A 26,974-nucleotide genomic window follows, 5' to 3' on the forward strand; every position below is an offset into this window, starting at 1 on the left:
CTTAAAGTTTCCGACCTCGATCAGCGGTGCCATCTCTTCATCAAGAAGACCTACTATCACATCGGTCACTGGCGCCCGGAGAGAAAAACTGTCGGCATGATTTGGGGGTAACGCACGCAAGCACATTCCATTCGGAGTATCGAGCCGTTGGCTAGCACAAGTCTCACGGCAAAAACTGCCGAACAGGTCACAAATCGCTCAACCAGTATCGGAACAAATTTGAGGCGATATTGTCACTAAGTGCCATTCTGGTTTAATTGTCGCGCCAGAACTCGCCGACGAATCTGGCGTCGAGCTCTCCAATGCCGAAAGCATAGAAGCTCTCACCGCGGCGCACTTTCTATTGAATGTTTTTCACAACGTATAACTCGGAATTCGCTTCGGTCTCCCGAATACTGAATTTGCTGTTAGTAAAACTCCAACTCAAAAAGCAACGCAGAAGCAAAATCCGAGCTGCAGGTCTATTGCATTGAAGCTGGACGTCTTTTTGAAATATATATTTAATATCCATTATCTCATTAAACTTGGCCGCACGAAAACCTTTCAGTCAAATTTTTCGGCTGAAGAAAACTGTGAGATAGCGCATCGTGACGCCGGTTGGAGCATGAGCCATCAACTTCCTCAGATCCGTGGACCATTAGGGTGCGGCTGCCAAAGCAAAGGCTGGACAGTTGCGGCGAATGTCAGGTTTGATCAGCTACTCCGAAATATCTTCGATCTCAGATGAAGGGCGGCTTGGTCTGTGCTGGACTCGCCGGGTTGCGCGATTTACCGGCGGGCAGTAGGTTTGGTTGAGACGACTGTTCATTTTTTCATATCTCAGTTTGGAGCTTTATGATGAACGCGCGCACCCCCCCTCTACTCCGTCCCCGGCCTGCTCGAAAGGTTTCGACGGCACCAATCTTCTTTCGACGGACCGCGTTGAATACTCTGTGTTCGCTCGGCTTGCTTTCTATCCTGAGTGGCAGCTTGCAGGCCGACGAACTTCCTGCGACAGAGGACTTGGTAGATACGATTTGGGTAACCGAAAGTGGATACTCTTATGTCGCGGTAACCACCGACGGGGTCGTTGAGTCATTTTCAGGTGCTGATTTTTATGTCGAATTTCTGGAGGTAAAAAATGGGGTACTGGTGGCAAGGGTTCGGTGGATCAGCCCGGAAGAGCACCTGAGTGAATTTCAACATTTGCTATTCGTTCCTGACGGCGCCGGCGGGTTCTCATTCCAGACCGCAGGAGCGCTAAACGTGGTTGGTGGCGCAGCAAATGGCAAATTACACACTGTGGACGATGACACAGCCTTGTTCACAAGCTTTAACCTGGAAAACGATCGGGCCGGATCGATCAACACAACCTTGACCAAGGTCGACATGGTTCCACCGAAGTTCGAGGCTGAAAAATAGCTGACTGGTGGCCTTCTGCCGCTTCCGGCATCGCACGTCTCCGCCAAGGGTTATGCGCTGTGAAATGGTCCGAAGCCTTCTGCGCCAAGTAACCCATGATCTATGCTACCAGGTGACCTGTCTGAACTTCCAAAGATGGGTGCAGAAGGGTTAAAAAAACAGTCTAGGAATTGTTGTCTGTGGAACGGTCTGAGATGGTGTTGAAAATCTGGGTCAACTGTCCTTCGGAGAAAATTGCCGATGAAATTGCCGATCGACTTCTTGAGCAACGTCTGATTTCTGCGGCTAATCGATATGCGGCAATCACCAGCCGCTATGTGTGGAAAGGAAACATTGAAACAGCTCGGGAGATCCCTCTCTTGCTAAAAACCCGAAAAGACCTTTTTGAGGATGTCGCCGACGCGGTCCGAAACATTCATCCATACGATGCGCCCAGTATCCTCGCGATTGAGGTGGCACAGGTCAACGAGGAGTACCTCTCATGGATGGTCGAAAGCACCCGCACTAGCAAGAATTAGCCTTGGAAATCGAAGACAACAAAGCGCCAAGTGCGAATGTGGAACTGCGGAGCAGACATATTTAGCGCTACAGCGACTCGCGACCGTATACACTCCAAAATTCAAGACCTGACGGAGCCGTGACACAAAAAATCGCAGATTCAAGAATCCGTTATTACACAAGATCCAGCGTTGGACTTCGCTGTGCCAAAGTTTCCGCAACATCAAGCAATGCACTCTCAAACATAGTCAAAGAGTGAGGTTTTGAATCGGAAACGGGGTAGAGAAGGCCAAACGTCATCCAGCGTTCAGGTGTCACCGGAACGAGGGTAAGCTTAGTTGGCTTTGACTGAGCGGCGACCAATTCATCTGCAATTGTCACACCGGCGCCTTCAGCCACCAGCGAGCAGGCAAGCTGAGATGCGGCGACTTCGCAAGTTTGCCTCGGTGTCACACCTGCTGAACGGAAGATGTCATCCAGTTGGTCGCGCAACAATAGCCCGTGCATAAGGCGAATGACGGTTTCCTGTGCCAATTCACCGGCTGTAAGCTGCGGTCTGGATGAAAGTGGGTGATCCGAAGGTAAAACGGCTTGTGCCCTTACCCTCAACAAAGGTTTGGTGACAATGCCGGGATGATCGACCGGCAACGCACCAATTCCGATATCATACTCCCTGCCGGCCAACCACTTTCCTGCTTCTCGCCTCGCGCGGACATCGAGACTGATATTGGTGTCAGGGTTATCCTTCATGAACCGCGCCACGGCCGGGGCAGACAGGGATTGCGCAATCCTGGGCATGGTCACGATACGGAGCGTTTCCGTCCGACCAGCCTTGATTTCTGCGGCAATACGGGGAACTTCATCAAGATTGTCGAGAATCCTGCCTGCCTCTTTATAAAATGCCAATCCCTCGGGCGTTGGTGTCAGGTTGCGCCCACTGCGATCAAAGAGTGTCAGCTTGAGTTCCGCCTCAAGCCCCGAAATCAAACGGCTGACTGCGGGTTGGCTGAGGTGAAGTATTTCCGATGCGGCGACCAGCGAGCCTTCGGATAACGTGGCGCGAAACGCACGGAGGGCTTTTATGTTCATTTTCCGTTGCTTTCTAATTTTGCAAGAGTAGATAACACCTTTGCATTTTTTACAATTGAAGAATTGACGTAGATTGAACCCAAGTGAAATTGGGAGGTAATTTATGAAACGCAGAACTCTACTTGGTGCCGCAATCGCTGCCATCGCAGTCACCGCAGCGGCCACAACAAGCCTTGCGGCGGACTGGCCGAAACGCCCGATCAATCTGGTTGTTCCATACAAAGCCGGCGGAGGCACTGACGCCTACGCCCGCGCCATTTCGGCAGCTGCTGAGGGCGTGCTGGATGTGCCGGTGGTCGTTGTTAACAAACCCGGATCGGGAGGGCTGAACGGCGCCAATGCTGTCGTTGGTGCGCGCCCCGATGGCTACACGATGATGATGACATCCGGCGGGTCGTTTCTCTTGTCAACCATGACGCGTGACACAGACATCGATGCACTGGAAAGCTTTGATTTCGTTGCTCAGGTCGGGCAATTGCAAACGTCGTTAATGGTTCCGGTAAGCAGCCCGTTCCAGACTGTTCAGGATGTGATCGACGCGGCAAAGGCGAACCCCGGTAAACTGCGGTGGGCACATTCGGGTCGCGGTGGTTTCCATCACGTGGGCGGCATGGGCTTCTTGGCCAGCAACGGGATCGAGGCACAGGATGTTCCCTTCAAGGGGGGTGGGCCAACCCGTGCCGCTCTGATCGGTGAGCAGGCTGATTTTGGCTTCCTCGGCGTTCAGCAGCTTGCGGGATTCGAAGAGCAATTGCGCGCACTGGCCGTCAACAGTCAGGACCGCGACGGTATCATGACAGATGTCCCTTCGTTCGGCGAGTTGGGCATTCCATTTGCCGCCGTTTCTTCGCCGGTTATCGTGTTTGCCCCAAAGGATACGCCGACCGAGGTGATTGCGGCGATGGAAACCGCGCTGGAGCAGATCGCCGCCAAGCCCGAGTTTGCCGAGCTTCTCGCCTCACGCGGGACCGGGCCGGTCTATCAGAATGGTGCAGATGCCAAAACGACGCTCTCCGCCATGAAAGAGGACGCCACTCCCTTGGTCCAAAGTCTGACCAACTAATGTCCTCGGGGCCGGGCGGGTCGTGACCCACCGGCCTTTTTCCACCCACAGAAGCTCGCGAGGAAAGTCATGCGTTCCTATGCAGAAGGTTTGGTTCTTGCTCTTATTTCGATTGTTGCCATTTGGGGTGCGTGGCAGGTGCCAGCTGCGTCTCCGGGGGATACCTGGGCCGGGATCGTGCCGTTCTCTGCGTCGATCGCCCTGCTGTTCCTGTCGGGCCTGATGCTTGCAGGAGCCGCCCGTCAAACCGCAGGGTCTACTGGCCATGAGCAGGATGACGGAGCAACACTGCAGATCATCGGCCTGTTCATCATCGCCCTGATCTATCAGCAGTCCTTCCGCTGGTTTGGCTACCTGCTGCCGACGGCTATTGTTGCGCCGATCGCCCTATACTTCTTCGGAGTGCGCAACTGGATCGGGCTGAGCTTGTCAGTTGTCCTCTGCCCGCTGGTTTTCCACCTCATCTTTTTTGTCCTTCTTGGCGTGTTCCCGCCCTATGGCGAGGTCTTCGATCTGCTTAGCTGGATTCAGGGGTAAAACATCATGGAAATATTTCCCGCCCTTCTTTCGGTGATCACCGACCCCACGCTGCTCTTTGCAATCGTCCTGGCTGCAGTCGTGGGTATGGTTGTCGGCGCAACACCCGGTCTGACGGCCTCGGCAGCGATTGCGATGCTGTTGCCCATCACCTTTTACATGTCGCCAATTTTTGCGCTCGCTTTCCTCTATGTGATCGGAAAATCCGGACGTTATGGCGGTTCAATCGCGGCCATTCTGTTCAACACCCCGGGCACGGCGGCAAGTGCGGCGACACAGATCGACGGCTACCCTCTTGCGCGAGCTGGCAAGGCCGGAAAGGCAATGAAAGTGGCGACCATCTCATCCATCATAGGTGACCTGATGGGCGATATCCTTTTGGTCATCGGCGTTGGTTTCATCGCGGCCATCGCCCTCAAATTAGGACCGCCCGAAACCTTTGCCATCTACTTCGCTGCCTTCGTCGTCATCGGATCGGTCATCGGAAATTCCATCGTCAAAGGTCTGGCGTCCGCGCTGATGGGGATTCTGATCGCTATGATCGGCCTCGACCCGATCTCCAGCGAAGAGCGCTACACTTTCGGTTCATTCGAATTGTCCAACGGCATAGGTCTGGTGCCACTGATGATCGGCGTGTTCGTTCTTGGCGAGGTATTCGCCCAGCTGGAATCGCGGCGCAAAGCGACCGGAGAGACCGAAGAAAATGAAAGCACCAAAGACGGCAATACGCTGACCTGGGAAGAATACAAACCCTGCCTGCCGCACGCGGTCCGCGGTGGATTCATCGGTGCGGGTATCGGCGTGCTGCCCGGGCTGGGATCGGCCATCGCGGCGTTCATCTCGTACGGTGAAGGCAAGCGCCGCGCCAAATACCCCGAGATGTGGGGCAAAGGCGCATTGGAAGGCGTCGCCGCGCCCGAGGCTGCCAACAACGCTGTCTCCGGCCCGTCGATGGCGCCGTTGCTGACTCTGGGCATTCCAGGTTCGACCATCGGGGCGATCCTGCTGGGCGTTTTCCTGATCCATGGCATTCAGGTTGGTCCGACCCTGTTCCTGACGGATAAAGAGCTGGTCTACAAACTCTTCGCCTGTGGCATGCTGGGCATCCTTGCCTACGGCCTGATCGGTTACTTCGGCGCCACACAGGTCGCGCGCCTGATCTTGAAGATCCCGACCAACGTTCTGTATCCGCTGATCTTCCTGACCGCCTTCGTCGCAGCCTATTCCGCGCGCGGGTCGATGTTCGATGTGACAGTAATGACATTTGCAGGGTTTGCCGGTTGGCTGATGCGGAAATACGACTTCAACGTCGCAGCCTTCGTGATCTCCTTCGTTCTTGCCAAAGGCGCCGAAGAAACCTTCCGCCAATCCCTGCTGATGTCCGAAGGTGGAGCGATGATCTTTGTGGAACGTCCAATTGCCCTTGCATTCATCATCGTCGGCTTTGCAGCTATGGCGTTCCGAATCCGAGGCATCGTCAAAGAACGCCGTATCGCGCGCGGAGGGTTGGAAGATGCTTGACTATGGTATCTACCGGGATTGCTTTTCCAGCGCAGACATGCGTTCGATCTGGTCCGAGCAGGCAACAATTTCTGCGTGGCTCAAAGTCGAACAGACGCTTGCCGAGCATCAGGCAATCGCCGGCCTGATCCCGGCCGAAGCGGCTGTGGCGATCAAGGCTTTGTCCGTTTGCGACTTGAACCGCTTCGAATTGCAGAACGAGATGAATCTCGTGGGTCGCCCTATCGTTGGTTTGACAAAACAGCTTCGCAAGCTCGTTCCGGACCACGCGGATCATGTCCATTTTCGCGCGACCACGCAGGATGTCATGGACACCGCAATGGTTCTTCAAATGAAGTTGGGGCTTGAGCATATCCACGCGTCCCTTAGCGTCGTAATTGCTGCCATCGACCAACATATTTCCTGCCATCCGAACACAATGATGATGGGCCGCACCAACGGACAACATGCCGTTCCCATGCACCTAGCGACGAAACTAAAAGTCTGGCGATCTGAACTGGACCGTCGGTCACAAGCTTTGGAAGACGCGGCAAAAAGGGGCCTAAACGTTCAGATTGGCGGACCGGTCGGAGACCTGCGCGAATATGAAAACGGAACCGGCCAGCAGGTAAAACAGGGCGTTGCGGTTTCGCTTGGACTGAATATTGTCGAGCCGCATTGGCAAAATGCCCGCGACGGTGTGGTTGACATTGTCGCAGCCCTCGGTGCCCTATGTGGGACACTTTGCAAAATCGCACACAACATCAATCAGCTGTCATCGTCCGACATCGGCGAATTCTCCGAGGCGCATGAAACCGGCAGGGGAGTGTCCTCGGCCATGGCCCACAAACGAAATCAGCGGGCGTCGGAATTCGGCGAGGCCGTTGCCCGCTTGGGGCGCCAGCGCGCCGAACAAATTGGTGAATTGACGATGCATGAGCACGAACGGTCTGGGGGTGTTTGGATTTGTGAGTGGATTGTAGTGCCAGAGACTTTTCTTCTGACCTCGGGTGCCTTGCACTGGTCAATTCAGATGTTCAAATCGTTGGTCATCGATGAAGAGGCTTTAAAGAGATCCATTGGGAACAAAGTTCCGGATGACAAAAATATACGTCACTGATGTGATTGCGGTACCTGAGTTCGGCTTCAAGGTAGGCTACCAGACGCCCCGCACTTTTTCACTTGGAAAACTGCGGCATCGCCTTTTTCGGAGTTCATTCAAAGAGCCACAAGTGCGGTTACATTTTCGCATCAGGCGATTTGCCGACAGTCGCCAAGGGATACCGGTTCGATCATTTCCGCTGTTTCCGGATAACGACTGATCTGTACGGTCGAACGGAGACATTGGGCCCTATGCGAACACTACCGCAAAGCGGACAGAAAAGTTTTGGTTCAAGGCAGGCATTGAGACCGATACACATTGGGCTAAGTCTAGCGCATTGGATAGAGCAGTTGGGTGCAAAGGTCTCGCTTGACCCAGTGTGGAGAAAAAAATGTCGACCCTAAGGAAGTCTCGCCGCAGTTTGCTTGCTGGAGTTGCGGGCCTGGTTGGAAGTAGCGCCCTTGCGGGCAGCGCTGTTACCGTCCTAACTCCTGCAGCCGCAGAAGGGCCCTTCTATCCCAATCCTTCCATGCGGATGCCCGATATCGATAATGACCTTGTCAAAATCGATGTATTGGTTGAGGAGGCTGGCGGCGAAATCTTCATCCTGCGCGGCAAACTCTCGGACCGAAACGGAAGGCCACTTGCCGGACACCGCATCGAGATCTGGCAGTGCGACATGAACGGCAAGTATCTGCATCCAGGTGATAGACGAAACGTCCAATATGATCGCGCATTTCAAGGGTTTGGTCATGACATAACGGACGAGTTCGGAAGATACGTGTTTCGCACGATAAAGCCAGAGCTCTACCCGGGGCGCGCACCGCACATTCATGTAAAAGTACTTGAAGGTAAGCGCGAGTTGCTGACCACCCAGTTCTATATCAAAAATAATCCAAACAATGCGCGCGACGGATTGTTCAATCGCATGTCAGACGCTGAAGTCGATATGGTTTCGATGGATTTCATCAAAGGTGAAGCTGGGCCAGAAGCAATTATTGACATTGTCATTTGAACACGAGCTTCTAACAAAAAAATCCCGGATACTTCATTTCAGCATAAGATTTCAAGAAACACGGGGCTACCAGTGCTGTGCTGCTCAGCTTAATGCTCAATTGGAACACCCAAGAGTCTCGCTGGCGCGGTTTTCTCGAATCCAACTGGCTGCGAACAAACTTCGCACAGTTACTTTTCGAAACGTCGCAGATATCGTAGCGAATAGATGTCTGAAAACAACAAAGGCGCCCTTGAGCGCCTTGTTTTATTGGTCGGAGTGAGAGGATTCGAACCTCCGACCCCTGCCTCCCGAAGACAGTGCTCTACCAGGCTGAGCTACACTCCGACCGTAGCGGGTGATCTATACTTGGCGACATGGATGTGCAAGAGCGAAAAAGAGAGTGGCGTTTGAGTCGGCTAATGCAGTGATTATCGCAGCCACTTATCTCAATGTCATGGACTTGAACTGTATCCATTTGGTGAACGATTACCGAACAGCGTCAGAATTTCACACATTGTTTGGCTTACCGTTAACCGGGCCTGGTCATGGGTCAGCGTACAGTATGGCATTCCCGATGTGGGTATTACGCTCCACTTAGAGTGCGTGGATCACTCGATCGTGGTTGCCCGCAACAAATATGGCAATCGAAACATGTTTCCATCCTATCTAAGTTTATGGGGTGAAAATGGGGACCAGTGTGTTAGGTTTCTCGAGTGTATTTAATGAGTTTTGACTTGGAGTGCCATTTTGCTGCGTCAGTTTTTTTTCGAGTTCTGGGCAGATCTTCCCACGATAACCAGGAACCTCGGTCAGACAATTCGTGACTTCATGGCATGGCTGGTTGCGGTCAGGGTCGACATATTGATCGCCTTGGCAATCGGGATCGTCACTGCTGCTGTAACGTATTCGTTGGCCGAGCGCGTGCCCGACGCAGTTTATGACGTCGAGATGGACCTGTGGCTTTGGTTCAATGCAGACACCCTGAGAGTCAAGAGCACGATGATCAGCCTTGGAGGGGAACATTTCAGAACCCAGGTGCATCCGCTGGCGTCGATCATTATGTATCCGCCTACTAAAATCATGCTAATGGCCGGGGTCGAAGAACGTGACGCTTTAACTGCCTACCTGGTTGCCATCAATTTGATGTGGACAATGGCGCTTTATGCCGCGGTTCGCGGGTTGACGCTTCGGCGCACCGATGCGCTTGTATTTACGATTTTCGGAAACACGACTGCAAGCGCCATATTCTGGATGCCGATCGTCGAGGTGTATAGCACAGCGTCGCTCACGGTCTTGTTGACACTGGCATTGGGTACGCTGATCCCAAGCGGAAGGTTGCCCCAGTTCATGCAATCCGTGACAAGCGCGCTTTCACTTTCGATGACGACCACCAACTGGATGGCCGGATGGTTTGTCACAATGGCGGGAAACAACTATCGGCGGTTTCTGCGTATCACCTTTGACGCGTTGCTGATCGTCACGCTGGCTTTTGCCGTTCAGAAAATGCTGATCGCAAAGACCGTCTTTTTCGTTCCAAACGTCAGTTTGGAAATGACTTATATGTTCCATGATTATTCGCTCGGCATACCAGAGAAGTTGCGCGCATTCTTCCTTTATGCCTTTGCCGCGCCGTTTCCCGACTTCCAGGTCCACATAGAAAATGACGGCCTGATCGGACATTACCTGAGCTTTCAGGGCTCATCACTATGGGGAATGAGATGGACCGGTTTGATCGGTCTTGCTGCGGCAATTCCGTTGCTGGCTTGGGGTGTCTGGACCGCCTTGAGCGGTGCGAACCCCTCTCGCTTGGTCGGACAAGCCATATTGTCATTTGTTGCCCTGCAATGCCTATTTCACTCCGCCTGGGGTGATGAAACGTTTCTGTACTCGATGAACTATTTACCCGGGATCATCCTTCTTGTGGCGATGGGTGCACTAACCAGGGCCCGCAAATTGGTTTTGGCTGCCACGGTATTTGCAAGCGTATTTCTCGGCCTTAACAACTTCGCGGCGTTCGAGTCTTCGATGCAGGAAGTAGAAGCCTATGCTGCTGAAGAGGTAGAAAAATCGGCAAGCACATCAAGCACCCTGTTCGCACCGTTTGCGCAAGGCTCTTCTGTCGTGCCTCAAAAACACACAAGTGGCTGAATCAAGGAACCCTGTCATGAATAATCTGAAACCTGTAGCGGCCTGGCCAGTATTCGAGCTCCGCAACCTCTGCCAATGACGAGATCTTTCATGTCACATTCGGTTGGTCGGCTTGCTGCCATTTGCAATGGCTTAATTCTTCTTTTCATTTTATTCAGCGCATTGCTTCCAACCAATTTCGCCACTGCATTTCTTATCAATGCTTTGATCTATTTCGTACCCGGTATTGCTTGGCTGGGTCTGGTTGCCTCGCGCATCAAGCATGATTTCATGCTTACAGTTTTTGCAGTCGTTTTTTCGGCGCTCGCCTGGTGCATCATCATCTTGGCGCTTTATGCGCTTGGACTCACGCCAGAGAAGGCAACCTTTCTTATTGCGTTGTTTTGCCTTACCAATCTTGGCTTCTTGGTCACACGCCGGGCCGACCTCAGCGGTTTTTTTCTGGTGCGACTGCGCGATTCATCCGATGCACGCACAGGGCTGAGCCTTTTCCTGGGGTCCTTCGCAGCACTTTACACGGCAGCGGCGTTCTATGGACCAGGCATTGATCATGACTATGAGGTCCCAGGGGCGGCACCCGGAATGATCACCGAATTCAAGCCGTACTTCGCCTATAACTTGCACAATAACGTACTGTACTTTGCGCACCCGCCCATGGGGATCGTGAATGTAGGTCTTGGTGTTTTGTTGGAAGACCGCCTCAATGAGTTCGAATTTTATCTGATATCAGGAAAAGCGAGCCGAAAGGTTGTTGAAGCCGCTGAGCAACGCACAACAGCAATTTACCCGGATGCGGGTTCAGGTCTCGGTGAAACCAGAATTGTGTCCGAACTACTTCCCGACCTGCTTGTCAGGGTTACGGAAACGAACGAAAGAGGGAATTTGACCGACCTTTTCGTCGAAGGCGGTCAATGGGTGCCATCAGATGTGGACATCATCCAGCAGACCGAAAACTCGATAACCTACCAGTTTCATAAAGACCGAATTTCGCAGTTCTTTTTTGCCCACGACCTGCAGCGATTCAAGGGGCTGGACCCCATTTTGACTGTCCGCACCGGAAACATGTTTCCTACGGCAATTGCTGCGCTTCTTATTTTTCAGATCGCGATGCTGGTGTTGGGGCGGTCGCCGCCTGCAGTGCTTTTGGCACTTGCATACCTTCTGTCGGTCGGGATTTTCACGCGTTCGGTCATGGCCGGGCATGTCGGCATCTCGTCACTCGCCATTCTCATGCTGTTCCTTCAAAACTGGTCTCAGCGTGAATCCGACAGCTGGAAAGCCTCACCGTTTCTCATGCTGCCGCCAATATTTGCAGCGTGGTGCGATCAAAAGTCGATTGTTGTCCCTATCGCGATCTGCGCCTACTTGGGGCTTCGTTACCTTGTCGCCGACAGAACCTGGGCCGGGCTGGTAAACACGATCCGCCTCGCATGGTTCAACCCGATCAACATGGGTTGGGCGACAGGGCTCATGCTATTTGGACTCTACGGTTATCTGGTTGCGGCCTGGCAGTTCAAAGTATTCTTCCTGTATGTCCACGTATTGGACCGCCTCAACCCTTTGCCGGACGAGCACCTGACCAGTCTGTCCCAACTGTTTCTAAATGTCTTGGTTGAAGCCCCACAACTGCTGTTTGCGCTGGTAATAATTCCCTTGCTTCTGCTTCGGCGAAACCGCGACATGTTGGAGCCACGCTGGGCAATTCCTGCAATTGCAATCGCCATTGGTGTACTTGTCTACAGCTTGATCGATTGGCGCCAGTCAAAGCACTATATGACGCTTGTCCCAGCGGCATCATTGATACTGCTGCTTGCCTTTTCGCTTGCACCAAGAAACGTTGGCCGATGGCTTTTTGCACTGGTTTCAGTATTTGTGGTGTTCGGAGCAGGTTTTTTGCTGATGCTGGGTTACAATTTTTCGTTCTACCGGCCAGCGGGTCTTTGGTAGGCGTTGATTGTCGAACCGAACGCATACGCCGCTGTAGTGAAAATTCGCATGCCTAGCCTGTAACTAGCGATACTCCAGTTTCGGGCTGCAAGGACTTTCGACCTTCAGATTCCAAGACCCAACAATCGTGCCCCTCAAAAACGGCGGCGGTCAGCGCATGGCCATAAGCTGCACCTGTATCAAGGTTGACACGGTTTCCGTGATGTTCGGGTTTCGGTACATGAGAATGCCCGTGCACAACAAGCCAGGGATGCACGCGGCGATCATTCAGAAACTCTTCGCGGATCCAGATCAGGTCATCGAGGTCCTGTTCATTTAGCGCTGTTCCGGGCCGGATTCCGGCATGAACGAAAAGCAAGCCGTTTTCCTGATGATACGGGGTCAAATTGGTCAGAAAGTCGATGTGGGACTGAGGTACGGCCTTTTTTGCCCTTGCGTGGACTTGATAAACCCGGTCCCCATCTTCAACTTCCACCCCGTAGGACTTTAGCGTTTCAACGCCGCCGATCCGAGGATGAAGCCAATGGTACCCGACCAGGAACCGGGCGTCGCTGCGTGGATAATCTTCCAAGAACATCGCACAAATCTGATCGTGATTGCCGCGCAGAAAAATCCAGTCTCGCCCGCTGTTTTGCCCTTGAATCAGCAAATCCAGAACCTCGCGGCTTTGCGGGCCACGATCGGTGTAATCGCCCAGAAAGACAACCTTGGCGTTTGGCCCGCCATCTTTCTCAACCCGTGACAGGACATCCTCAAGCATGCCCAGCTGACCGTGAATATCTCCGATGGCATATATCGGATCTGTCATGGAGGTCCTTTTTCTCAGTTCTGGTGGTAAAAAACCTGAGCTTAATCAGCCCAGTCGATGCTGAAGTCTTCGCGAAACGCAAACCGAGAAAGATGGGATTCAATCACCCCCTGCCAACTGGGCATATCGCCCCTTGGTCCGGTTTCGGCCATAAGCGTCAAACTGAAGTCATCGGCGCGCATTGTAACCCGGTTTCCCCCGGGAAAAGCCACCCTCCCCTGATTTGCATCGAAAGAAACGTCGGCCTTATGAGACCAGTGTTTGCAAAGTTGCTGCAGGTATTTGCCGCCCGATGGCGTTCGGGCAATCCCGGACATCTTCTGATCCGGCAACAGGGTCAGCGCTCGGTCGGCGGCTTCGCGCAATGACTTGGCAAACAAGGTCACGTCGATATCGGTCGCAAGAAATGTAACGCCCAGTTCCAGGCATTTGCGCTGCATCGCAGGATCCAGCGTCAGAATGCCTGCGGCCCTGCCGGCCGCAACAATCCGGTTCAAAGCATCCAGGACCGCTTCGACCACATCAGGGTGTCCGGCGTTGCCAATGTGACCCATATCTGCCGCCAAGTCTGAGGGCCCGATAAACACGCCATCCACATCGGTGGCCAGAATGTCATCCAGCGCCTCCAACCCAAGACGGTTTTCGACCTGAACCAGCAGACAGATCTGGTCATCAGCCGTCGTCAGGTAGTCCGGGATACCCGCAAAACGCGAAGCGCGCGCCAAAGCAGACCCTACGCCACGGACGCCGTGCGGAGGGTATCGGACAGCCCGCACAAGCGCGCACGCCTGATCCCCGCTCTCGACCATCGGGACCAGAAGGCTCTGTACGCCCGCGTCGAGGTATTGCTTGATCAGCCAGGTTTCACCGATCGGCAAACGCGCCACCGGGTGACTGCCGGACCCTTCGATCACCCGAACCTGCTCGAGGATCGAACGCAAGTCGTTCGGTGCGTGTTCGCCATCGATCAGCAGCCAGTCGAAGCGCGCGGTCGCGGCGATTTCGGCGGCATAGGCATTTGCCATCCCGACCCAGCATCCGATCTGAGGATCTCCGGCCTTTAACGCGGCCTTGAACGTGTTCTTCGGCGCGGGCATCACGGCGCTCCTTTACGCGAAGTTGATGTCGACCGAACCAAACGGTCCGAAATCTGCATGGATCTCTGTGCCGGGCGGGCATTCGATCGGGCGGATGAAGCTGCCGGACAGAATAACGTGACCGGGCGCGATGCTTTGGCCGTATTGCGCCATGCGACGGGCCAGCCAGACGACACTTTCCACGGGATCATTCAGCACCCCCGCGCCCAGTCCGGTCTCTTCGATCTCGCCACTGCGAAAAGTCAACGCGCCGACCCAACGCAGGTCACAGGCGTCTACTGCGTGACGCTCGCCGCCCAGAACGATGCCCGCGTTGGCGGCATTGTCGCTGATCGTGTCAATAACCGTGCGGGCCGAGCCCGTCTCAGGGTCCACACGTTGAATGCGGGTGTCGAGGATTTCGATAGACGGCGCGACATATTCAGTCGCGGCGAGGATGTCATCGCGGGTTACGTCCTCTCCACCCACAGCGGATTTCATGACAAAGGCGATCTCGGCCTCGATCCTTGGCTGGATGAATCGGCCGGCGGGGACGGTGCCGCCCGTTTCGAACACCATGTCATCGAACAGAATTCCGCTGTCGGGGATGTCGATGTTCAGCGCGTATTGCATTGCCTTCGACGTCAGCCCGATCTTCCACCCGATCACGTTGCGCCCCTCGGCCAGTTTCAGACGGTAGATGGCATTCTGCACCGCGTAAGCGTCGTCCATCCCCATCTCCGGGTGGCACAGGGACAGAAGGCCGATCTGTTCGCGGTTGCGTTCGGCCGCCAGCAGGTTGGCCGCCGCACGGGCGTGATCTTCAGGGGTCATACCTGCTCATCCTCAACCGTGTTGCGCAAGGTGCCGATGCCTTCGACCGAGACCTCGACTACATCGCCGGGGGCCAGGTATCTGGGCGGATCAAACCGCGCGCCCGCGCCCGTCGGCGTGCCAGTGACGATGATGTCACCGGGCAACAGGGTCATAAAGGTCGAGATATATTCGATCTCGCGCCGGATCGGGAACATCATGCGGTTCAATGTATCGTCTTGTCGTAGCTCACCATTCACGCGGGTCTGAATGCGGGCCTCATCCAGTTGAGCGGCATCAGTGAATGGAACAAGCCACGGGCCAATCGCGCCCGAATTGTCCCAGTTCTTGCCCTGCGTGACGTTGAACTTGGCATGTCGCACCCAGTCGCGGATGGTCCCTTCGTTGCACAGTGTCAGTGCGGCGACGTGGTCATAGGCTTTGTCCTGAGAAATCCGACGCCCGGCCTTTCCGATTACAACGGCCACTTCGCCTTCATAGTCCAGCGTATGATTTTCCGGCGGGCGGATCAGAGGTCGGTCATGGCCGGTGAAGCCGCTGGCGAAACGCGGGAACAGCGACATGAACTTTGGTTGCGCACTGCCATCTTTGTACTCGGCGTTCCGATCGGGAAAGTTCACCCCGACGCACAGGATGCGGCGGGCATCGGGCATCACCATCTCATAGGTGAAATCGGTATGGGTCACGGACCTTCCCGCCACCGCCTTGTTCAGTTGGTCGAATGCACCCGCGGCAATCACCTCATACAGGCTGGCGTGAGCCGGAAATGCGTCATTCAGCGCAATCGCGCCCTCATGGGTGATCGCGCCAAAGTAGGTTTCACCATTGGCGGAATAGGTTGCAAAACGCATCTGGCCTCCTTGGCGCATAGTGTTCCGCGTCAACATTACGGCGCGATAATGGGTGAGGCGGCAAGATCAGCCTCGGTCACATTCACGCCGACAAAGGGCGTGCCGTGTTCGAACCAACTGCGCGGCGCAGGCGCGCCCCAAAGCGTCTGTCGTTGCGGGTCTTTCAGGTCCCATTTGATTGGTTCCAGATCCGGGTCGACGGTCTGGTAATCCGAGCAATAGATCTCGATCCGGTGCCCGTCCGGATCGAGGACATACAGGAAAAACGCATTCGAAATCCCATGTCGCCCGGGCCCGCGTTCGATATTGTCCACATAACCGGTGGTGGACATCAGATCGAGCAGGTCGATGATGTTCAGCGGCGTTGGCACCCAGAAGGCCACATGGTGCATGCGCGGACCCCTGCCATTGGTAAAGGCCATGTCATGCACGCCCCCCTTGCGGTGCATCCAGGCCGCCCACAGACGCTTGCTCTCTTCATCCTCGGTGTATTCCGTCACGCGAAAGCCGAAATCGCTGTAGAACGCCACGCTGTCATCGACATTGGTCGAAAAGCAGTTGAAATGGTCGATCCGCAGCGGCTTTACCCCACGATAGAGCGCATATTTCTGGTGGATAGGCCCCAGCCGGTCCATCTTGTGATAGAATTCCAGCGGTATCCCCATATTGTCCGATGTCAGCAATGTGCGACCCTGAAAGGGGCGCTTAACCCATTCCGTCGGTCGCCCTTTTGACCGGAAATAGACCTCGGCCCGGTCCAGATCCTCTTCGTCGAAGGTCTTGAACCCCATCACTTCGACCGTACCGGGCTGATCGGATTTCTGCAGGATCACGCAATGATGCCCGCGTTCCTCCATCGCGCGCAAATACACATGGCTGTCGCCTTCATCCGAGACCTGAAGGCCCAGAACCTCGGAATAGAATTTGCGCGAAACGGCCAGATCACCGACATTCAGACAGACATGGCTCAGCCGTATGGTATTGAAATCCGGGTATAGATTGGGGGCGGGAACGGGCATGGAAGCCTCCTGTCAAACTGGGAAGACGACGTTGGTCTGGCCGGTGCCTGAACTGGGGAAATACTCGGTCACGACCTCGCATTTCTTGTTGTATGCGTCCCATCCCAGCGCTCCGTACAGCATCGACGTGTCATGCATCGATCCTTCTCCGCAGCAATAGGTGGCATATTCACCCAGCATTTTCAGGAAGGTGGCGTGATCACCGTTCTTCCACATCTCAAGCACGTGCAGGTCCACCTGACGGTTGAATTCGGAACTGATGGTGAAAGTGCCGTTGTTGGCGGCATAGTCCTTGTTGGCCCAGATCTTATGGGACAGCGAGCCGGAGGCCACCAGCAGCACCTTTTCGTCGCTGGCCTCGACCGCCTCGCGAATGGCTTCACCTACAATGCGGCTTTCGTCATGGCCGTGTACCGTGGCCCAGGCCGCGACCGAAACGACCTTCATCTCGTGCTCGCGGCTCATGAACCGCATCGGGACCAGCGTGCCATATTCCAGTTCCAGACTGTCAAGGTGATGTGCCAGCGTATAGGCACCCTTGTCCGAAGCGATTTTCGCAATCGCATCGCCCATTTCAGGGTTCCCCTTGTAGGAATACGGCAGATCCTGAATGAACTGTGGAAACTCGTTCGAGGTGAAAAGCCCCTCGAACCTGTCATTGGCGTTGATGTGAAAGCCCGCGTTTATCACCCAATGGGTATCGCAGATGATCGCCGTGGTCGCGCCAAGCTCCTTTGCCCGACGGGCAATTTCACGGTGGCCGTCGATGGCCGGCTGGCGCTTGCCTTTCAACGGACCCTCCTGCTCGGACATGAGCAGGGTCGGAACGTGGGTCATTTTTGCGGCAAGAACGATTTCTCCCATAATCTCCTCCCGGAGTTGACGTTGGTTGGCGCGTTTCCAAAAGGTCGCTTGTTACAGCTTGCCCAATTGCATGATCTTGTGCTGACCGGTGGCAAAACCGGTGTGCTTTTGTTCCATGTAGAACTCAAAGCTCCAGTCGCCGCCGTCCCGACCGATGCCCGACGCCTTGACCCCGCCAAAGGGTGTCGGCAGGTGGCGGACGTTTTCCGAATTCACCCAGATCATCCCCGCCTCAAGCCTGTCGGTGAAACGCAGCGCGCGGGTCAGATCGTTGGTCCAAACATAGCCTGTCAGACCGTAAGGCGTGTCATTGGCGATCTGCAACGCGTCTTCTTCGGTCGAGAACGGGATTGATGTGAGGACCGGCCCAAAAATCTCTTCGCGCGCAATACGCATATGGTTTTTGGCGTCGGTGAACAGGGTCGGCCGCACGAAATACCCCTCGTCACCAACCGTCTCGCCACCGGCCGCGACGGTCGCGCCGTCCTCTTTGGCGATATCGAAATAGCTGGTGACTTTGTTGTAATGCTCCTCGGTTACAAGCGGGCCGATTTCAGTGACCGGGTCCAGCGGATGCCCGACCTTGATGTTGTTCACCCGTTCGATCAGCTTGGCTTCGAACGCCTCCTTGATCGTGTCCTGCACCAGCAGGCGCGAAGAAGACGTGCAACGTTCGCCATTGATCGAGTAGATCATGAAGATCACCGCATCCAACGCCCGGTCCAGATCGGCATCGTCAAAGACGATGACCGGGTTCTTGCCGCCCAGCTCCAGATGGTTGCGCTTATGGGTATCGGCCCCCTGTTTCACGATCAGGCTGCCGGTGCGGCTTTCACCGACAAAGGCGATGGCCTTCAGCAGGGGGTGTTCACACAGCGCCTTGCCGGCATCCGGGCCAAAACCGTTCACGGTGTTCAACACGCCCCCGGGCAGACCGGCCTCTTCGGCGATTTCCACCAGCAGGCGGGCCGTCAGAGGCGAATCCTCGGCAGGTTTGTGAACCACTGTACAGCCTGCGGCCAATGCTGGTGCGATCTTCCAGGTGGACAGCATGAATGGCGTGTTCCACGGGGTGATCACGCCAACCGGGCCGATCGGCACGCGGGTTGTAACATTCATCAGAGTTGGCGATTTCAGATGCTGCCCGTCCCGCGCTTGCACCACTTGATCAGCGAAGTACCGAAAGTTCTCTGCCCCGCGCAGAGCCGCCTTGGACATGAATCTCAAAGTCTGACCGGTATCCCAGCATTCGCACAGAGCGATTTCCTCGGCGCGGGCTTCGATGGCGTCCGCCACATTCAGAAGGATACGACGGCGCTCGGTTGCGGGCATGTCGCGCCATTCGGAAAATGCAGCATGCGCAGCTTTGGCAGCGGCGTCGATATCATCTGCAGTGCCGTGGGCGACATTGCAAATCACCGATTTGTCCACTGGCGAGACGGACTGGAACACCCCCGCAGCGCCCTCCCGGTCCTCACCCGCAATGCGGTTCTTGATCCCTGTGTTCTTGAACCGGGCCAGAAAGCCCTTCAATTTTTCGATATTCGTGTCCAGGGCGCTCATTTTTCAGGTCTCCTGCGTGGTCGCGCGCAAGTGATCGCGGATCGTGCCGGTCTTGGGCGAAAGGTTGGGGTCGATATCGCGCATCTCAAGTGACAGCGCGATTGAGTGCTTTGAGAAGGCCGGGGCCAGAAAAACCTTCACGGCATCAAAGATGCGATTAGATGCATCCTGCTTGACGTCGTCGGACCGCCCCGCGCGCAGGCGGACCGAAATATCGATAAAGCCATGTTCCGGATTACCATCAGCGATGGCATAATGATCCACGCGTGTCGCGCGAACGCGAATACCGGGAAGCGGAAAGGTGTCGATCCCTGCGGCCGTTTCCCGAATGCATTCACACAAACCACCCATGTCGATCCGGTCTTCCAGATTGCCTGAATATTCGACATGGAAATGCGGCATGACCTCTCCCTTTTCGTTAACATGTTTAGTAAATAGAATGGCGCCTGTCAAGAGCTTGCTTTGTTAATCTTTGCAATTCCCAAAATGACACTCTAGAAGGCGTCATGAACACTCAAAGCCACACAAAAAGCACGTCCCGATCCCTTCCGATCGCGCTGTTGCGCGCACGGGAAACCGTCATGGCGCCTGTTCGCGACATGTTGCAGGACATCAATCTGACCGAGCAGAAATGGCGTATCCTGCGCGTTCTGGACGAACTGGGCGAAGTGGAACAAAGCACCATCGCCAATGAGGCCTGTCTGTTATTGCCCAGCCTCACCCGCATTCTGCGCACGATGGAGGCGGAGGGGCAGATTACACGCCGCCAGGACAATCAGGACAGGCGCCGGACCATGGTGACAATCACCAAAGCAGGCCGCCGTATTCTGGAAGACAACCTTGTGACTTCGCTGGCGATTTCCAGTAGCATCGAAGCGCAGATGGGACGGGAAAAGCTCGATCACCTGCTGGACTTGCTTGAGGAATTACAGGCTGTGAAGGTCTGACTTCACCGATATCTTGCAATGTCTCGATATGCCCTACACACTCACCGGTATCCAAGCCGACAGGATCATCGTTTCTTCAACCGAAGTGATAGCCAAGGGTGGCGCAAAACAGAATTATTCGCCGAAACGCGGACCATCTCACCATCCTCAGCAGACGCCTTCCGAACCAGGTATGAGACATTCTTGTCAACCGGCGTTTGGATGGCGCGGTCCAAACCGGTTCCAATGTGCACATCACGCCTTTAGCCACGCGTACGTAGCAAATCACGTCCTGTTAACTGCCCAGCTTTTGCGGAGCGGTAAACAATTCAGACCCTCAGGCGCCTTATCTCAGGAAGTGCCGCTAAATTGGTCACATAAGCTCTCTCGGACGGGTGCTTCGACGGGATGGTTGCCACGGCTGGAGCCATGGGACAAAGGGCGAGAATGCCCATGACCCGGAAGCACTGGCTGATATGATCGGCCAAGCCGGGAAAGTGATGCCCCGTCGCGACGCCATGACAGGGTTTGATGCAGGTATCTTTGATACCGCATTTAGTGATGCGGTGCTGGCTCAGCCGCTGTTCCGGAACAGAAAACGTGCAGTACACGCGCGAGATTTGACCTGGTTTCAGGCACCTTCCGAGCGAACAAGGCGGGTCGGCAAAAAACCAACCGCTTCCGATCCTATTTCAAGGCTCTGGCCAGAAATCTGCGTGTCGAATCTTGCGACGGCGATCCAAACAGGACATCAGGCGGACCTTCCTCGATAATGCGGCCATCCTTCAGGAAACACACCTTGTCAGCCGCCTCGCGCGCAAATCCCATTTCATGTGTGGCCATGACCATGGTCATCCCCTGCCCTTTCAACATCAACAGAACGTCCAAAACCTCTCCGACCAGTTGCGGATCGAGCGCCGAGGTAATCTCGTCGAACAGCATGACTTCGGGCTGCATCGCAAGCGCGCGGACAATCGCAACGCGCTGCTGCTGCCCACCCGAAAGCTGATCGGGATAGTTGTACATCTTGTCTGCAAGCCCAAACCGGTCAAATAGGCTTTCGACATCCGGCTGAAGCTCTGCGCGCGACAAACCCCGCACGCGACGGGGTGCCAGCATCACGTTCTCAAGCGCATTCATGTGCGGGAACAGATTGAAGCTCTGAAAAACGATACCAATCCGCGCCCGGACAGATTGCGGGTCCCGGCCGGGGACAGAAATGTCCTCTCCATCCAGGAAAATCGCCCCATCTTCGATCGGTTCAAGCAGGTTGATACAACGCAGAAGCGTGGATTTTCCGCCGCCTGAAGCCCCGATCAGACAGACCATTTGCCCTTCTTCAACAGTCAGGTCGATTCCATCGCAGACAGTGCGGTCACCAAAGCGTTTGACCACGCCTTGCAAATTCAGTTTGGCCATCAGGTGCGCTCTCGCATTTGTCGGGCCATCAGATGATCCGCATAGCGCGTCGCCGGAATCGTCACGACCAGAAAGATGATGGCCGCCCCGACATATGGCGTGAAATTGGCCAGAAGAGATTTGAACACACCGGCTTGTCGGAAGATTTCCACTGGTCCGATGAAACTCAGCAGTGAGACATCCTTTTGCAACGCAATCAGCATGTTCATTTGCGACGGAACCACGTTGCGTATCGCCTGAGGCAGCACCACATCACGCATCACCTGCCGTTCGGACAGTCCCAGAGACAAGGCCGCTGCCCTTTGACTGTGGTGGACACTGTCGATTCCCGACCGGAAGATCTCGGCCACGTAGGCCGAATATGTCAGGATCAGAGCGAGCGACCCCCAAATATACGGTGAGTTCCACGGGCGCGGCAGCCCCAAACCGGGGATGCCGAACCCGATCAGGTACACGGTCAGGATCACCGGAACACCCCGAAAAATATCCGTGAAGGCCGCGCCAAAAATACGCAAGGGGAACAGGGCCGGGGATTTTGCATCGCGAGCCAGCGCAATGAGAAGGCCAAGAATAGCAATCGCTGGCGCCGACCATGCGAAGATCATGACGTTGACCCGAAAGGCTTCCAGCAGCTTGGGGAAGGTCTTGACCAGCACCTCGCCGTTGAAAAAGCTTTGCTGCACCTTGGCCCAGCCCGGTGCCAATGGCACCAGAAAGTAGAGAGTGACAATTACAGTAATCGTACTTGTTGCGGCGATCGCCATGGATCGGCGCCTCTGCTGCGCCTCATAGCGTTCGCGGCGGGTCATCCCCGCCGCACGGTACCTGGTCATGTTACTTGATCAAGGGAACACCCGTGGTGTCCTGCAGCCATTTCGCCTCGATCTCGGCCAGTTTGCCGCTCTGTGTCAGGCTCGCCAGAGCGTCGTCGATGCAGGGCTTCAGAGGATTGCCTTCCTCCATCAGCATACCGAACTGATCTGGGTTATCGCTCTGATCCGGCGCGAATTGGCCAATGACCTTGGAGCCTTCGATCATCACCGCGCTCAGAAACAGGGCCGTCGGCAGATCAAACAGCGCCGCGTCGATCTGATTTGCGGTCATCGCAGCGTTCACATCCGCGTTGTCGCCGTAGAGAAGCGGTTCATTGTCCGGCTGAATGACGTCCGCCAATTTCGGTACAGCCGTCGTTGAGCCGACTGCACCCCATTTCAACCCTTTCAATGCATCAAGCGTCGGAGCCGTTTCAGTTGCGTTCGGGCTGACCAGAACGGCCATTGGGGCAGTGTAGTAAGGTGCCGAGAAATCGACCACCTGGTCCCTTTCAGGCGTGATCGAGTACTGTTGGATATTGACGTCAAATTCCTTTGCACCGGGCTGAATTGCCTCATCAAAGGACGATCTCACCCAAACCACGTCGTCGTTGGAAAACCCCATTTCTTCAGCCACGGCATAAACCACGGCTGCCTCGAACCCCTCGCCCTTTTCCGGAGCGTCATCAAGCACCCATGGATAATAGGCAGGATTCCCGGTCGCCACGGTAAATTTGCCTTCTGTCAGGGTTTTGCCGGCGGCGCAGTTCTCCTGAGCAACAGCCGCCGTTGCAAACGCAAACGAAGCTGCGGTGATCGCTAATATCCTGGACATCAATTCAAACCTCCTGTTAGGCAGTTTTGCAGCTACGGTAGTTCCGCCCTTGGACACTGTCCAGCGGGTTGGTCCGACTGGCTCTGGTGCGCCCCGGCCCACCTGTTTCGAAGCACCACACAAGAAAGCCAGCATAATTGCGGCCAGAATAGCGCCGCCGGAGGACAACACGGGGTTCACCGCGACTCGCGCTGGCCGGAGTCTTCTCGAAAGAAGGCTCAGATTCCACACGGCCAAGACGAAAGCTCTGTCCGGTTCTTGTGGAAGGGTAGAGTCAAAACCAAGACCGGCACGATGTTGCTGATCGGACCCAAAACTTCGTGACCCAGCGTCGCCTAACGGCTCCATCCGGTTGGAGCTGTTTCAAATGATTTCAATTTCTCTGTTTCTGAGCTCTGGTCTCGTGTTCGCGAATCCATCGCCGATACGACTTTGCCGGGCGTTTGCTCGGCATATTTTTGCTGGATTTTCACTTTCCGGCTTATGGAACTGGCCCATTAAAATCAGTGAGATTACAAACCCCCGTTGTTCGTGTTGAGCGCATCGATATACAGTGTTGATATGTCGGGCATCGAATTGGGCCGTCACCACCGGTCGGGCTCAACTGGGGATAGTAAGGACCAACAGTCGTGATTTTTAGAAATCGTATGTCCGCGCCGCGGCGACAGGAACTGCTGAATGTGGGCAATCAGGGGATCGCGTTCATAGCTCTCGCCTTTCTGTTCAGCATATTTGTGAACCTGCTGATGCTGACAGGGCCGCTTTTCATGCTTCAGATCTACGACCGCGTTCTCGGCTCACGCTCGGTCGAGACGCTGACCGCTCTGTTCTTGCTGGTGGCGCTGCTTTACGCATTGATGGCGATGCTTGATTACGCGCGTGGCAGGATCGTGGCGCGATTTGGCGCCCGATTCCAGTCCATGCTCGACGAGCGGGTGTTCGATGCGACCATGCGCCGATCATTGTTCCCGCAGGTCAGGTCCGCTCCGGCAACCGCTTTGCGCGATCTGGAATCGATCCGCTCCTTATTTGCGTCTCCGGTCTTTCTTGCTGTGATGGACATTCCCTGGACGCCGATCTTTCTGGCGGCCATTTTCCTGTTTCACCCGTTGTTGGGATGGCTTGCCGTCGCCGGCGGCGCGCTTCTGATCGCGATAGCCGCTGTGAACCAGGCCATGACTCACCGTAAAGTGGCCGAGGCGCAGGTCGCCACAGCGCAGGCAAACTCCTTTGCGGAACACGCGCGGCAAGCGGCCGAAGTCGTGCGTTCACAAGGGATGCAAAAAGACGTAACAACCCGTTGGCTCAAGCAGCGAACCGCAGCGCTTTCACAATCCATTGCCGCAAATGACTGGACCGGCAGCTTTTCTTCGCTGACCAAGTCGCTGAGGCTGTTCCTGCAATCCGCGATGCTGGCTCTGGGCGCCTGGCTGGTTTTGCGCAACGAAATGACGCCAGGCGCCATGATTGCCGGCTCGATCCTGCTTGGGCGGGCTCTGGCACCCGTGGAAATGGCGGTGGGCCAGTGGGCGATGGTTGAACGCGCCCGCACGGCGTGGCTGTCGCTCAACAAGTTTCTTGATTCCACGCCTCCCGAAGCACCGCGAACCAAGCTTCCGGTTCCATCAGGCCGCCTTGTGGCAAAAGGGCTGACGGTGATCCCGCCCGGCATCAAAACCCCGACCCTGCGAAACGCCTCGTTAATTCTTGAGCCGGGGCGCGCCCTTGGTGTGATTGGAAAAAGTGGCTCGGGCAAAACCACGCTGGCCAAAGCACTGCTGGGTCTCTGGCCCCCTGCGGCGGGTGAAATTCGTCTGGGCGGAGCAACTCTGGATCAGTACGAACCCGACGATTTGGGAAATCACATCGGATACCTGCCGCAGCAGGTGACACTGTTCAACGGGACAGTTGCGGAAAACATTGCCCGCATGTCCGAGACGCCGGACGCAGCGGCCGTTGTCGCCGCGGCCAAGAAGGCGAACGCGCACGAGATGATTCTGAGTCTGGAAAAAGGGTATGACACCTTTCTCGAAGGCAACGACAGCCAGTTGTCGGGTGGGCAGAAACAGCGGATCGCGCTGGCGCGCGCGCTGTATGGCGACCCGGTTCTGCTGATCCTCGACGAGCCCAACTCGGCCCTTGATGCCGAAGGAACGGAAGCGTTGAACGCGGCCGTTCGTGGCCTCAAGTCAGAAGGAAAGGCTGCGATCATCATGACGCACAGACCGCAGGCCATTTCGGAATGCGATGATCTGGTCGTGGTCGAAAAAGGCCAGATCGTCAAATCCGGCCAACGGGACGAGGTTCTCAACTCGATGGTGCAAAACGCAAATGTCATCAAACGGCACCTGAACAAGGTGGGTGAAAAATGATCGGCTCATTTGAACGTACGGCCTGGAACATCACGGTTCCGGCTATCATCGGGTTCTCGGCTCTGGCCGTTCTGGTCATCGGATTGGGAGTATGGAGCATTCGGACCGAGCTGGCCGGTGCGGTCATCTCGCAAGGTATCGTCGAAGTGCAAAGCAACCGGCAGGTGATCGAACACCCCGATGGCGGTGTTGTAGGCGAAATCTTCGTGCGTGATGGCGATACGGTAAAGCGCGGGGATCTGTTGTTGCGGCTGGATGATACCTTTCTGGCGTCCGAAAACACCATTGTGGAATCGCAGTTGTTCGAGCTTCTGGCCCGCAAGGCCAGACTCGAGGCGGAACGCGATGACGCGGACGAAGCGGGCCTTTCCGCACGGCTGCAGGAACTGAAGTCTCAAGAGGACATCGCCCCCGAACTGCTGGACGGGCAGCTGAGGTTGTTTGCTGCGCGGCTCGAGACTTTGAACCAGAAGACCGAGCAACTGGGCAAACAACGGATCCAGATTGAAAGTGAAATCGAAGGAACTGAGGCTCAACTGGTCTCCTTGCGGACTCAACTTGAGCTGATCGCCAACGAGCTGACCGATCAGGAAGGGCTTCTGAAAAAGGGGCTGACCCAGGCCAGCCGTGTCTCGGCGCTGCAGCGTGAACAGGCTAGCCTGACGGGTGAGATCGGGCGTCTGGAGGCATCGGTCGCTCGATTGAAAGGGCAGATTGCCACCACCGAAATTCAGATCGTCGAGCTGAAGGCAACGCGTCGCGAGGAAGCGATAACCGAACTGCGGGATGTCGAGGCCCGGGTCGTCGAACTGTCGGAACAGCGCTTGTCGCTGTCCGAGCGCATGTCGCGGCTGGACATTCGCGCCCCGGTCGGAGGAACCGTTTACGACAGTCAGGTCTTTGCCATACAGTCCGTTGTCCGTCCGGCCGAACCGATGATGTATGTGGTGCCGCAGGATACGCCACTGGTTGTGGCCGCGCGTGTGGACGCCCTGCATGTCGACCAATTGCATCGCGGGCAGGAAGTTGCCCTGCGATTCCCTGCATTCAACCAGCGTGAAACGCCCGAGCTTTATGGGCACGTGATCAACGTCTCGGCGGACACCTTCACGGACGAACAAACCGGGTTCACCTTCTACCGGGCCGAAGTCGTCCCTGATGATGGCCAGCTTGAAAGGCTTGAAGGCCAGGAGCTGCTGCCAGGAATGCCGGTTGAGGCGATGATTAAGACAGATGAGCGCACACCGCTTTCCTATCTGGTGAAACCCATGTCCGACTATTTCTACCGGGCGTTCCGCGAATAGCGGAAGCAA

The 26,974-nt window shown here is 55.6% G+C and carries 24 protein-coding genes and 1 tRNA gene; 12 read left to right on the forward strand and 13 right to left on the reverse strand.

All coding sequences use genetic code 11. From position 1 onward, the window contains the following. The first annotated feature begins 837 nt into the window (after positions 1–837). Positions 838–1,401 carry a hypothetical protein gene (locus AC2TEL_RS12480; RefSeq protein WP_480862344.1) on the forward strand — a complete coding sequence of 188 codons (564 nt, stop codon included), beginning with the start codon at positions 838–840 and terminating at the stop codon, positions 1,399–1,401. Positions 1,402–1,595: 194 nt separating this feature from the next. Next, on the forward strand, positions 1,596–1,919 hold the full coding sequence (cutA, locus tag AC2TEL_RS12485) for a divalent-cation tolerance protein CutA (protein WP_480862346.1): 324 nt from the start codon (positions 1,596–1,598) through the stop codon (positions 1,917–1,919). Positions 1,920–2,073: 154 nt separating this feature from the next. Here cutA and AC2TEL_RS12490 read toward each other — a convergent pair whose 3' ends face one another. After that, positions 2,074–3,132 carry a LysR family transcriptional regulator gene (locus AC2TEL_RS12490; RefSeq protein ID WP_480862348.1) on the reverse strand — a complete coding sequence of 353 codons (1,059 nt, stop codon included), beginning with the start codon at positions 3,130–3,132 and terminating at the stop codon, positions 2,074–2,076. Between AC2TEL_RS12490 and AC2TEL_RS12495 the strand changes: the two genes are divergently transcribed. The 5 genes from AC2TEL_RS12495 to AC2TEL_RS12515 all read left to right on the forward strand — a co-directional run bounded on the left by AC2TEL_RS12495 (position 3,092) and on the right by AC2TEL_RS12515 (position 8,205). Then, a complete protein-coding gene (locus tag AC2TEL_RS12495) occupies positions 3,092–4,051 on the forward strand; it encodes a tripartite tricarboxylate transporter substrate binding protein (RefSeq protein WP_480862350.1) in 960 nt (319 codons plus the stop codon). The two genes, AC2TEL_RS12490 and AC2TEL_RS12495, sit on opposite strands and share 41 nt — an antisense overlap. A gap of 69 nt (positions 4,052–4,120) precedes the next feature. Beyond that, positions 4,121–4,588 (forward strand): tripartite tricarboxylate transporter TctB family protein, encoded by a 468-nt coding sequence (locus tag AC2TEL_RS12500; protein WP_480862352.1) that lies wholly within the window; start codon positions 4,121–4,123, stop codon positions 4,586–4,588. 6 nt (positions 4,589–4,594) lie between these two features. Beyond that, the gene (locus AC2TEL_RS12505; protein WP_480904268.1) at positions 4,595–6,109 is read left to right on the forward strand and encodes a tripartite tricarboxylate transporter permease; all 1,515 of its coding nucleotides are present in this window, start codon (positions 4,595–4,597) and stop codon (positions 6,107–6,109) included. Continuing rightward, entirely contained in the window at positions 6,102–7,208 is a 1,107-nt protein-coding gene (locus AC2TEL_RS12510) for a lyase family protein (protein ID WP_480862354.1), read from the forward strand. The genes AC2TEL_RS12505 and AC2TEL_RS12510 overlap by 8 nt, the downstream gene beginning before the upstream one ends. Positions 7,209–7,581: 373 nt before the next feature. Then, positions 7,582–8,205 (forward strand): dioxygenase family protein, encoded by a 624-nt coding sequence (locus tag AC2TEL_RS12515; RefSeq protein ID WP_480841934.1) that lies wholly within the window; start codon positions 7,582–7,584, stop codon positions 8,203–8,205. A gap of 250 nt (positions 8,206–8,455) precedes the next feature. On the opposite strand, the gene AC2TEL_RS12520 is transcribed toward AC2TEL_RS12515, so the two are convergent. Further along, a tRNA-Pro gene (locus AC2TEL_RS12520) sits at positions 8,456–8,532 on the reverse strand. A gap of 516 nt (positions 8,533–9,048) precedes the next feature. Here AC2TEL_RS12520 and AC2TEL_RS12525 point away from each other — a divergent pair. Together AC2TEL_RS12525 and AC2TEL_RS12530 are read left to right on the forward strand one after the other, a co-directional pair. Beyond that, on the forward strand, positions 9,049–10,335 hold the full coding sequence (locus AC2TEL_RS12525; protein ID WP_480904271.1) for a hypothetical protein: 1,287 nt from the start codon (positions 9,049–9,051) through the stop codon (positions 10,333–10,335). Between the two features lie 162 nt (positions 10,336–10,497). After that, positions 10,498–12,282, forward strand: a complete 1,785-nt coding sequence (locus AC2TEL_RS12530; RefSeq protein ID WP_480904274.1) for a hypothetical protein — start codon at positions 10,498–10,500, stop codon at positions 12,280–12,282. 52 nt (positions 12,283–12,334) lie between these two features. Here AC2TEL_RS12530 and AC2TEL_RS12535 read toward each other — a convergent pair whose 3' ends face one another. The 8 genes from AC2TEL_RS12535 to AC2TEL_RS12570 are packed head-to-tail and all read right to left on the reverse strand — an operon-like array spanning position 12,335 to position 19,699. Next, a complete protein-coding gene (locus AC2TEL_RS12535; RefSeq protein ID WP_480862360.1) occupies positions 12,335–13,090 on the reverse strand; it encodes a metallophosphoesterase family protein in 756 nt (251 codons plus the stop codon). A gap of 41 nt (positions 13,091–13,131) precedes the next feature. Continuing rightward, complete coding sequence (locus AC2TEL_RS12540) at positions 13,132–14,187, reverse strand: aldolase/citrate lyase family protein (protein WP_480862362.1); 1,056 nt, start codon at positions 14,185–14,187, stop codon at positions 13,132–13,134. 12 nt (positions 14,188–14,199) lie between these two features. Further along, positions 14,200–15,000, reverse strand: coding sequence for a 2-oxo-hept-4-ene-1,7-dioate hydratase (gene hpaH, locus AC2TEL_RS12545; RefSeq protein WP_480862364.1), 801 nt, complete (start codon positions 14,998–15,000; stop codon positions 14,200–14,202). Next, entirely contained in the window at positions 14,997–15,851 is an 855-nt protein-coding gene (locus AC2TEL_RS12550; RefSeq protein WP_480862366.1) for a fumarylacetoacetate hydrolase family protein, read from the reverse strand. The genes hpaH and AC2TEL_RS12550 overlap by 4 nt, the downstream gene beginning before the upstream one ends. Positions 15,852–15,886: 35 nt before the next feature. Continuing rightward, positions 15,887–16,870: a 3,4-dihydroxyphenylacetate 2,3-dioxygenase gene (gene hpaD / locus AC2TEL_RS12555; protein WP_480862368.1), complete on the reverse strand. Its 984-nt coding sequence runs from the start codon at positions 16,868–16,870 to the stop codon at positions 15,887–15,889. A gap of 12 nt (positions 16,871–16,882) precedes the next feature. Further along, positions 16,883–17,734 carry a 3,4-dihydroxyphenylacetate 2,3-dioxygenase gene (hpaD, locus tag AC2TEL_RS12560; RefSeq protein WP_480862370.1) on the reverse strand — a complete coding sequence of 284 codons (852 nt, stop codon included), beginning with the start codon at positions 17,732–17,734 and terminating at the stop codon, positions 16,883–16,885. A gap of 51 nt (positions 17,735–17,785) precedes the next feature. Beyond that, positions 17,786–19,297: a 5-carboxymethyl-2-hydroxymuconate semialdehyde dehydrogenase gene (hpaE, locus tag AC2TEL_RS12565; RefSeq protein WP_480862372.1), complete on the reverse strand. Its 1,512-nt coding sequence runs from the start codon at positions 19,295–19,297 to the stop codon at positions 17,786–17,788. A 3-nt stretch (positions 19,298–19,300) separates the two neighbouring features. Then, positions 19,301–19,699: a 5-carboxymethyl-2-hydroxymuconate Delta-isomerase gene (locus AC2TEL_RS12570; protein ID WP_480862374.1), complete on the reverse strand. Its 399-nt coding sequence runs from the start codon at positions 19,697–19,699 to the stop codon at positions 19,301–19,303. 104 nt (positions 19,700–19,803) lie between these two features. Here AC2TEL_RS12570 and hpaR point away from each other — a divergent pair, with 104 nt between their 5' ends. Continuing rightward, positions 19,804–20,244, forward strand: coding sequence for a homoprotocatechuate degradation operon regulator HpaR (gene hpaR, locus AC2TEL_RS12575; protein WP_480841953.1), 441 nt, complete (start codon positions 19,804–19,806; stop codon positions 20,242–20,244). Positions 20,245–20,910: 666 nt separating this feature from the next. Here the strand turns inward: hpaR and AC2TEL_RS12580 are convergent. Genes AC2TEL_RS12580 through AC2TEL_RS12590 form a run of 3 tightly spaced genes read right to left on the reverse strand, consistent with a single transcriptional unit; the run spans position 20,911 to position 23,289 of the window. Beyond that, positions 20,911–21,642: an amino acid ABC transporter ATP-binding protein gene (locus AC2TEL_RS12580; RefSeq protein ID WP_480862376.1), complete on the reverse strand. Its 732-nt coding sequence runs from the start codon at positions 21,640–21,642 to the stop codon at positions 20,911–20,913. Then, complete coding sequence (locus AC2TEL_RS12585; protein WP_480862378.1) at positions 21,642–22,475, reverse strand: amino acid ABC transporter permease; 834 nt, start codon at positions 22,473–22,475, stop codon at positions 21,642–21,644. The genes AC2TEL_RS12580 and AC2TEL_RS12585 overlap by 1 nt, the downstream gene beginning before the upstream one ends. A gap of 1 nt (position 22,476) precedes the next feature. Then, positions 22,477–23,289 carry an ABC transporter substrate-binding protein gene (locus tag AC2TEL_RS12590; RefSeq protein ID WP_480862380.1) on the reverse strand — a complete coding sequence of 271 codons (813 nt, stop codon included), beginning with the start codon at positions 23,287–23,289 and terminating at the stop codon, positions 22,477–22,479. A 647-nt stretch (positions 23,290–23,936) separates the two neighbouring features. On the opposite strand from AC2TEL_RS12590, the gene AC2TEL_RS12595 reads away from it, so the two are divergent. Together AC2TEL_RS12595 and AC2TEL_RS12600 are read left to right on the forward strand one after the other, a co-directional pair. Continuing rightward, the gene (locus AC2TEL_RS12595) at positions 23,937–25,661 is read left to right on the forward strand and encodes a type I secretion system permease/ATPase (RefSeq protein ID WP_480841958.1); all 1,725 of its coding nucleotides are present in this window, start codon (positions 23,937–23,939) and stop codon (positions 25,659–25,661) included. Then, positions 25,658–26,965, forward strand: a complete 1,308-nt coding sequence (locus AC2TEL_RS12600; protein WP_480862382.1) for an HlyD family type I secretion periplasmic adaptor subunit — start codon at positions 25,658–25,660, stop codon at positions 26,963–26,965. The genes AC2TEL_RS12595 and AC2TEL_RS12600 overlap by 4 nt, the downstream gene beginning before the upstream one ends. Positions 26,966–26,974: the final 9 nt, after the last annotated feature.

The organism is Ruegeria sp. HKCCD9138, from assembly GCF_057220975.1.

Excerpts from the sequence above, each read along its gene's own strand:
- AC2TEL_RS12480 (WP_480862344.1), top strand. The coding sequence starts at position 838 with ATGAACGCGCGCACCCCCCCTCTACTCCGTCCCCGGCCTGCTCGAAAG.
- cutA (WP_480862346.1), top strand. The coding sequence starts at position 1,596 with ATGGTGTTGAAAATCTGGGTCAACTGTCCTTCGGAGAAAATTGCCGAT.
- AC2TEL_RS12495 (WP_480862350.1), top strand. The coding sequence starts at position 3,092 with ATGAAACGCAGAACTCTACTTGGTGCCGCAATCGCTGCCATCGCAGTC.
- AC2TEL_RS12490 (WP_480862348.1), bottom strand. The coding sequence starts at position 3,132 with ATGGCAGCGATTGCGGCACCAAGTAGAGTTCTGCGTTTCATAAATTAC.
- AC2TEL_RS12500 (WP_480862352.1), top strand. The coding sequence starts at position 4,121 with ATGCGTTCCTATGCAGAAGGTTTGGTTCTTGCTCTTATTTCGATTGTT.
- AC2TEL_RS12505 (WP_480904268.1), top strand. The coding sequence starts at position 4,595 with ATGGAAATATTTCCCGCCCTTCTTTCGGTGATCACCGACCCCACGCTG.
- AC2TEL_RS12510 (WP_480862354.1), top strand. The coding sequence starts at position 6,102 with ATGCTTGACTATGGTATCTACCGGGATTGCTTTTCCAGCGCAGACATG.
- AC2TEL_RS12515 (WP_480841934.1), top strand. The coding sequence starts at position 7,582 with ATGTCGACCCTAAGGAAGTCTCGCCGCAGTTTGCTTGCTGGAGTTGCG.
- AC2TEL_RS12535 (WP_480862360.1), bottom strand. The coding sequence starts at position 13,090 with ATGACAGATCCGATATATGCCATCGGAGATATTCACGGTCAGCTGGGC.
- AC2TEL_RS12540 (WP_480862362.1), bottom strand. The coding sequence starts at position 14,187 with ATGCCCGCGCCGAAGAACACGTTCAAGGCCGCGTTAAAGGCCGGAGAT.
- hpaH (WP_480862364.1), bottom strand. The coding sequence starts at position 15,000 with ATGACCCCTGAAGATCACGCCCGTGCGGCGGCCAACCTGCTGGCGGCC.
- AC2TEL_RS12550 (WP_480862366.1), bottom strand. The coding sequence starts at position 15,851 with ATGCGTTTTGCAACCTATTCCGCCAATGGTGAAACCTACTTTGGCGCG.
- hpaD (WP_480862368.1), bottom strand. The coding sequence starts at position 16,870 with ATGCCCGTTCCCGCCCCCAATCTATACCCGGATTTCAATACCATACGG.
- hpaD (WP_480862370.1), bottom strand. The coding sequence starts at position 17,734 with ATGGGAGAAATCGTTCTTGCCGCAAAAATGACCCACGTTCCGACCCTG.
- hpaE (WP_480862372.1), bottom strand. The coding sequence starts at position 19,297 with ATGAGCGCCCTGGACACGAATATCGAAAAATTGAAGGGCTTTCTGGCC.
- AC2TEL_RS12570 (WP_480862374.1), bottom strand. The coding sequence starts at position 19,699 with ATGCCGCATTTCCATGTCGAATATTCAGGCAATCTGGAAGACCGGATC.
- hpaR (WP_480841953.1), top strand. The coding sequence starts at position 19,804 with ATGAACACTCAAAGCCACACAAAAAGCACGTCCCGATCCCTTCCGATC.
- AC2TEL_RS12580 (WP_480862376.1), bottom strand. The coding sequence starts at position 21,642 with ATGGCCAAACTGAATTTGCAAGGCGTGGTCAAACGCTTTGGTGACCGC.
- AC2TEL_RS12585 (WP_480862378.1), bottom strand. The coding sequence starts at position 22,475 with ATGACCAGGTACCGTGCGGCGGGGATGACCCGCCGCGAACGCTATGAG.
- AC2TEL_RS12590 (WP_480862380.1), bottom strand. The coding sequence starts at position 23,289 with ATGTCCAGGATATTAGCGATCACCGCAGCTTCGTTTGCGTTTGCAACG.
- AC2TEL_RS12595 (WP_480841958.1), top strand. The coding sequence starts at position 23,937 with ATGTCCGCGCCGCGGCGACAGGAACTGCTGAATGTGGGCAATCAGGGG.
- AC2TEL_RS12600 (WP_480862382.1), top strand. The coding sequence starts at position 25,658 with ATGATCGGCTCATTTGAACGTACGGCCTGGAACATCACGGTTCCGGCT.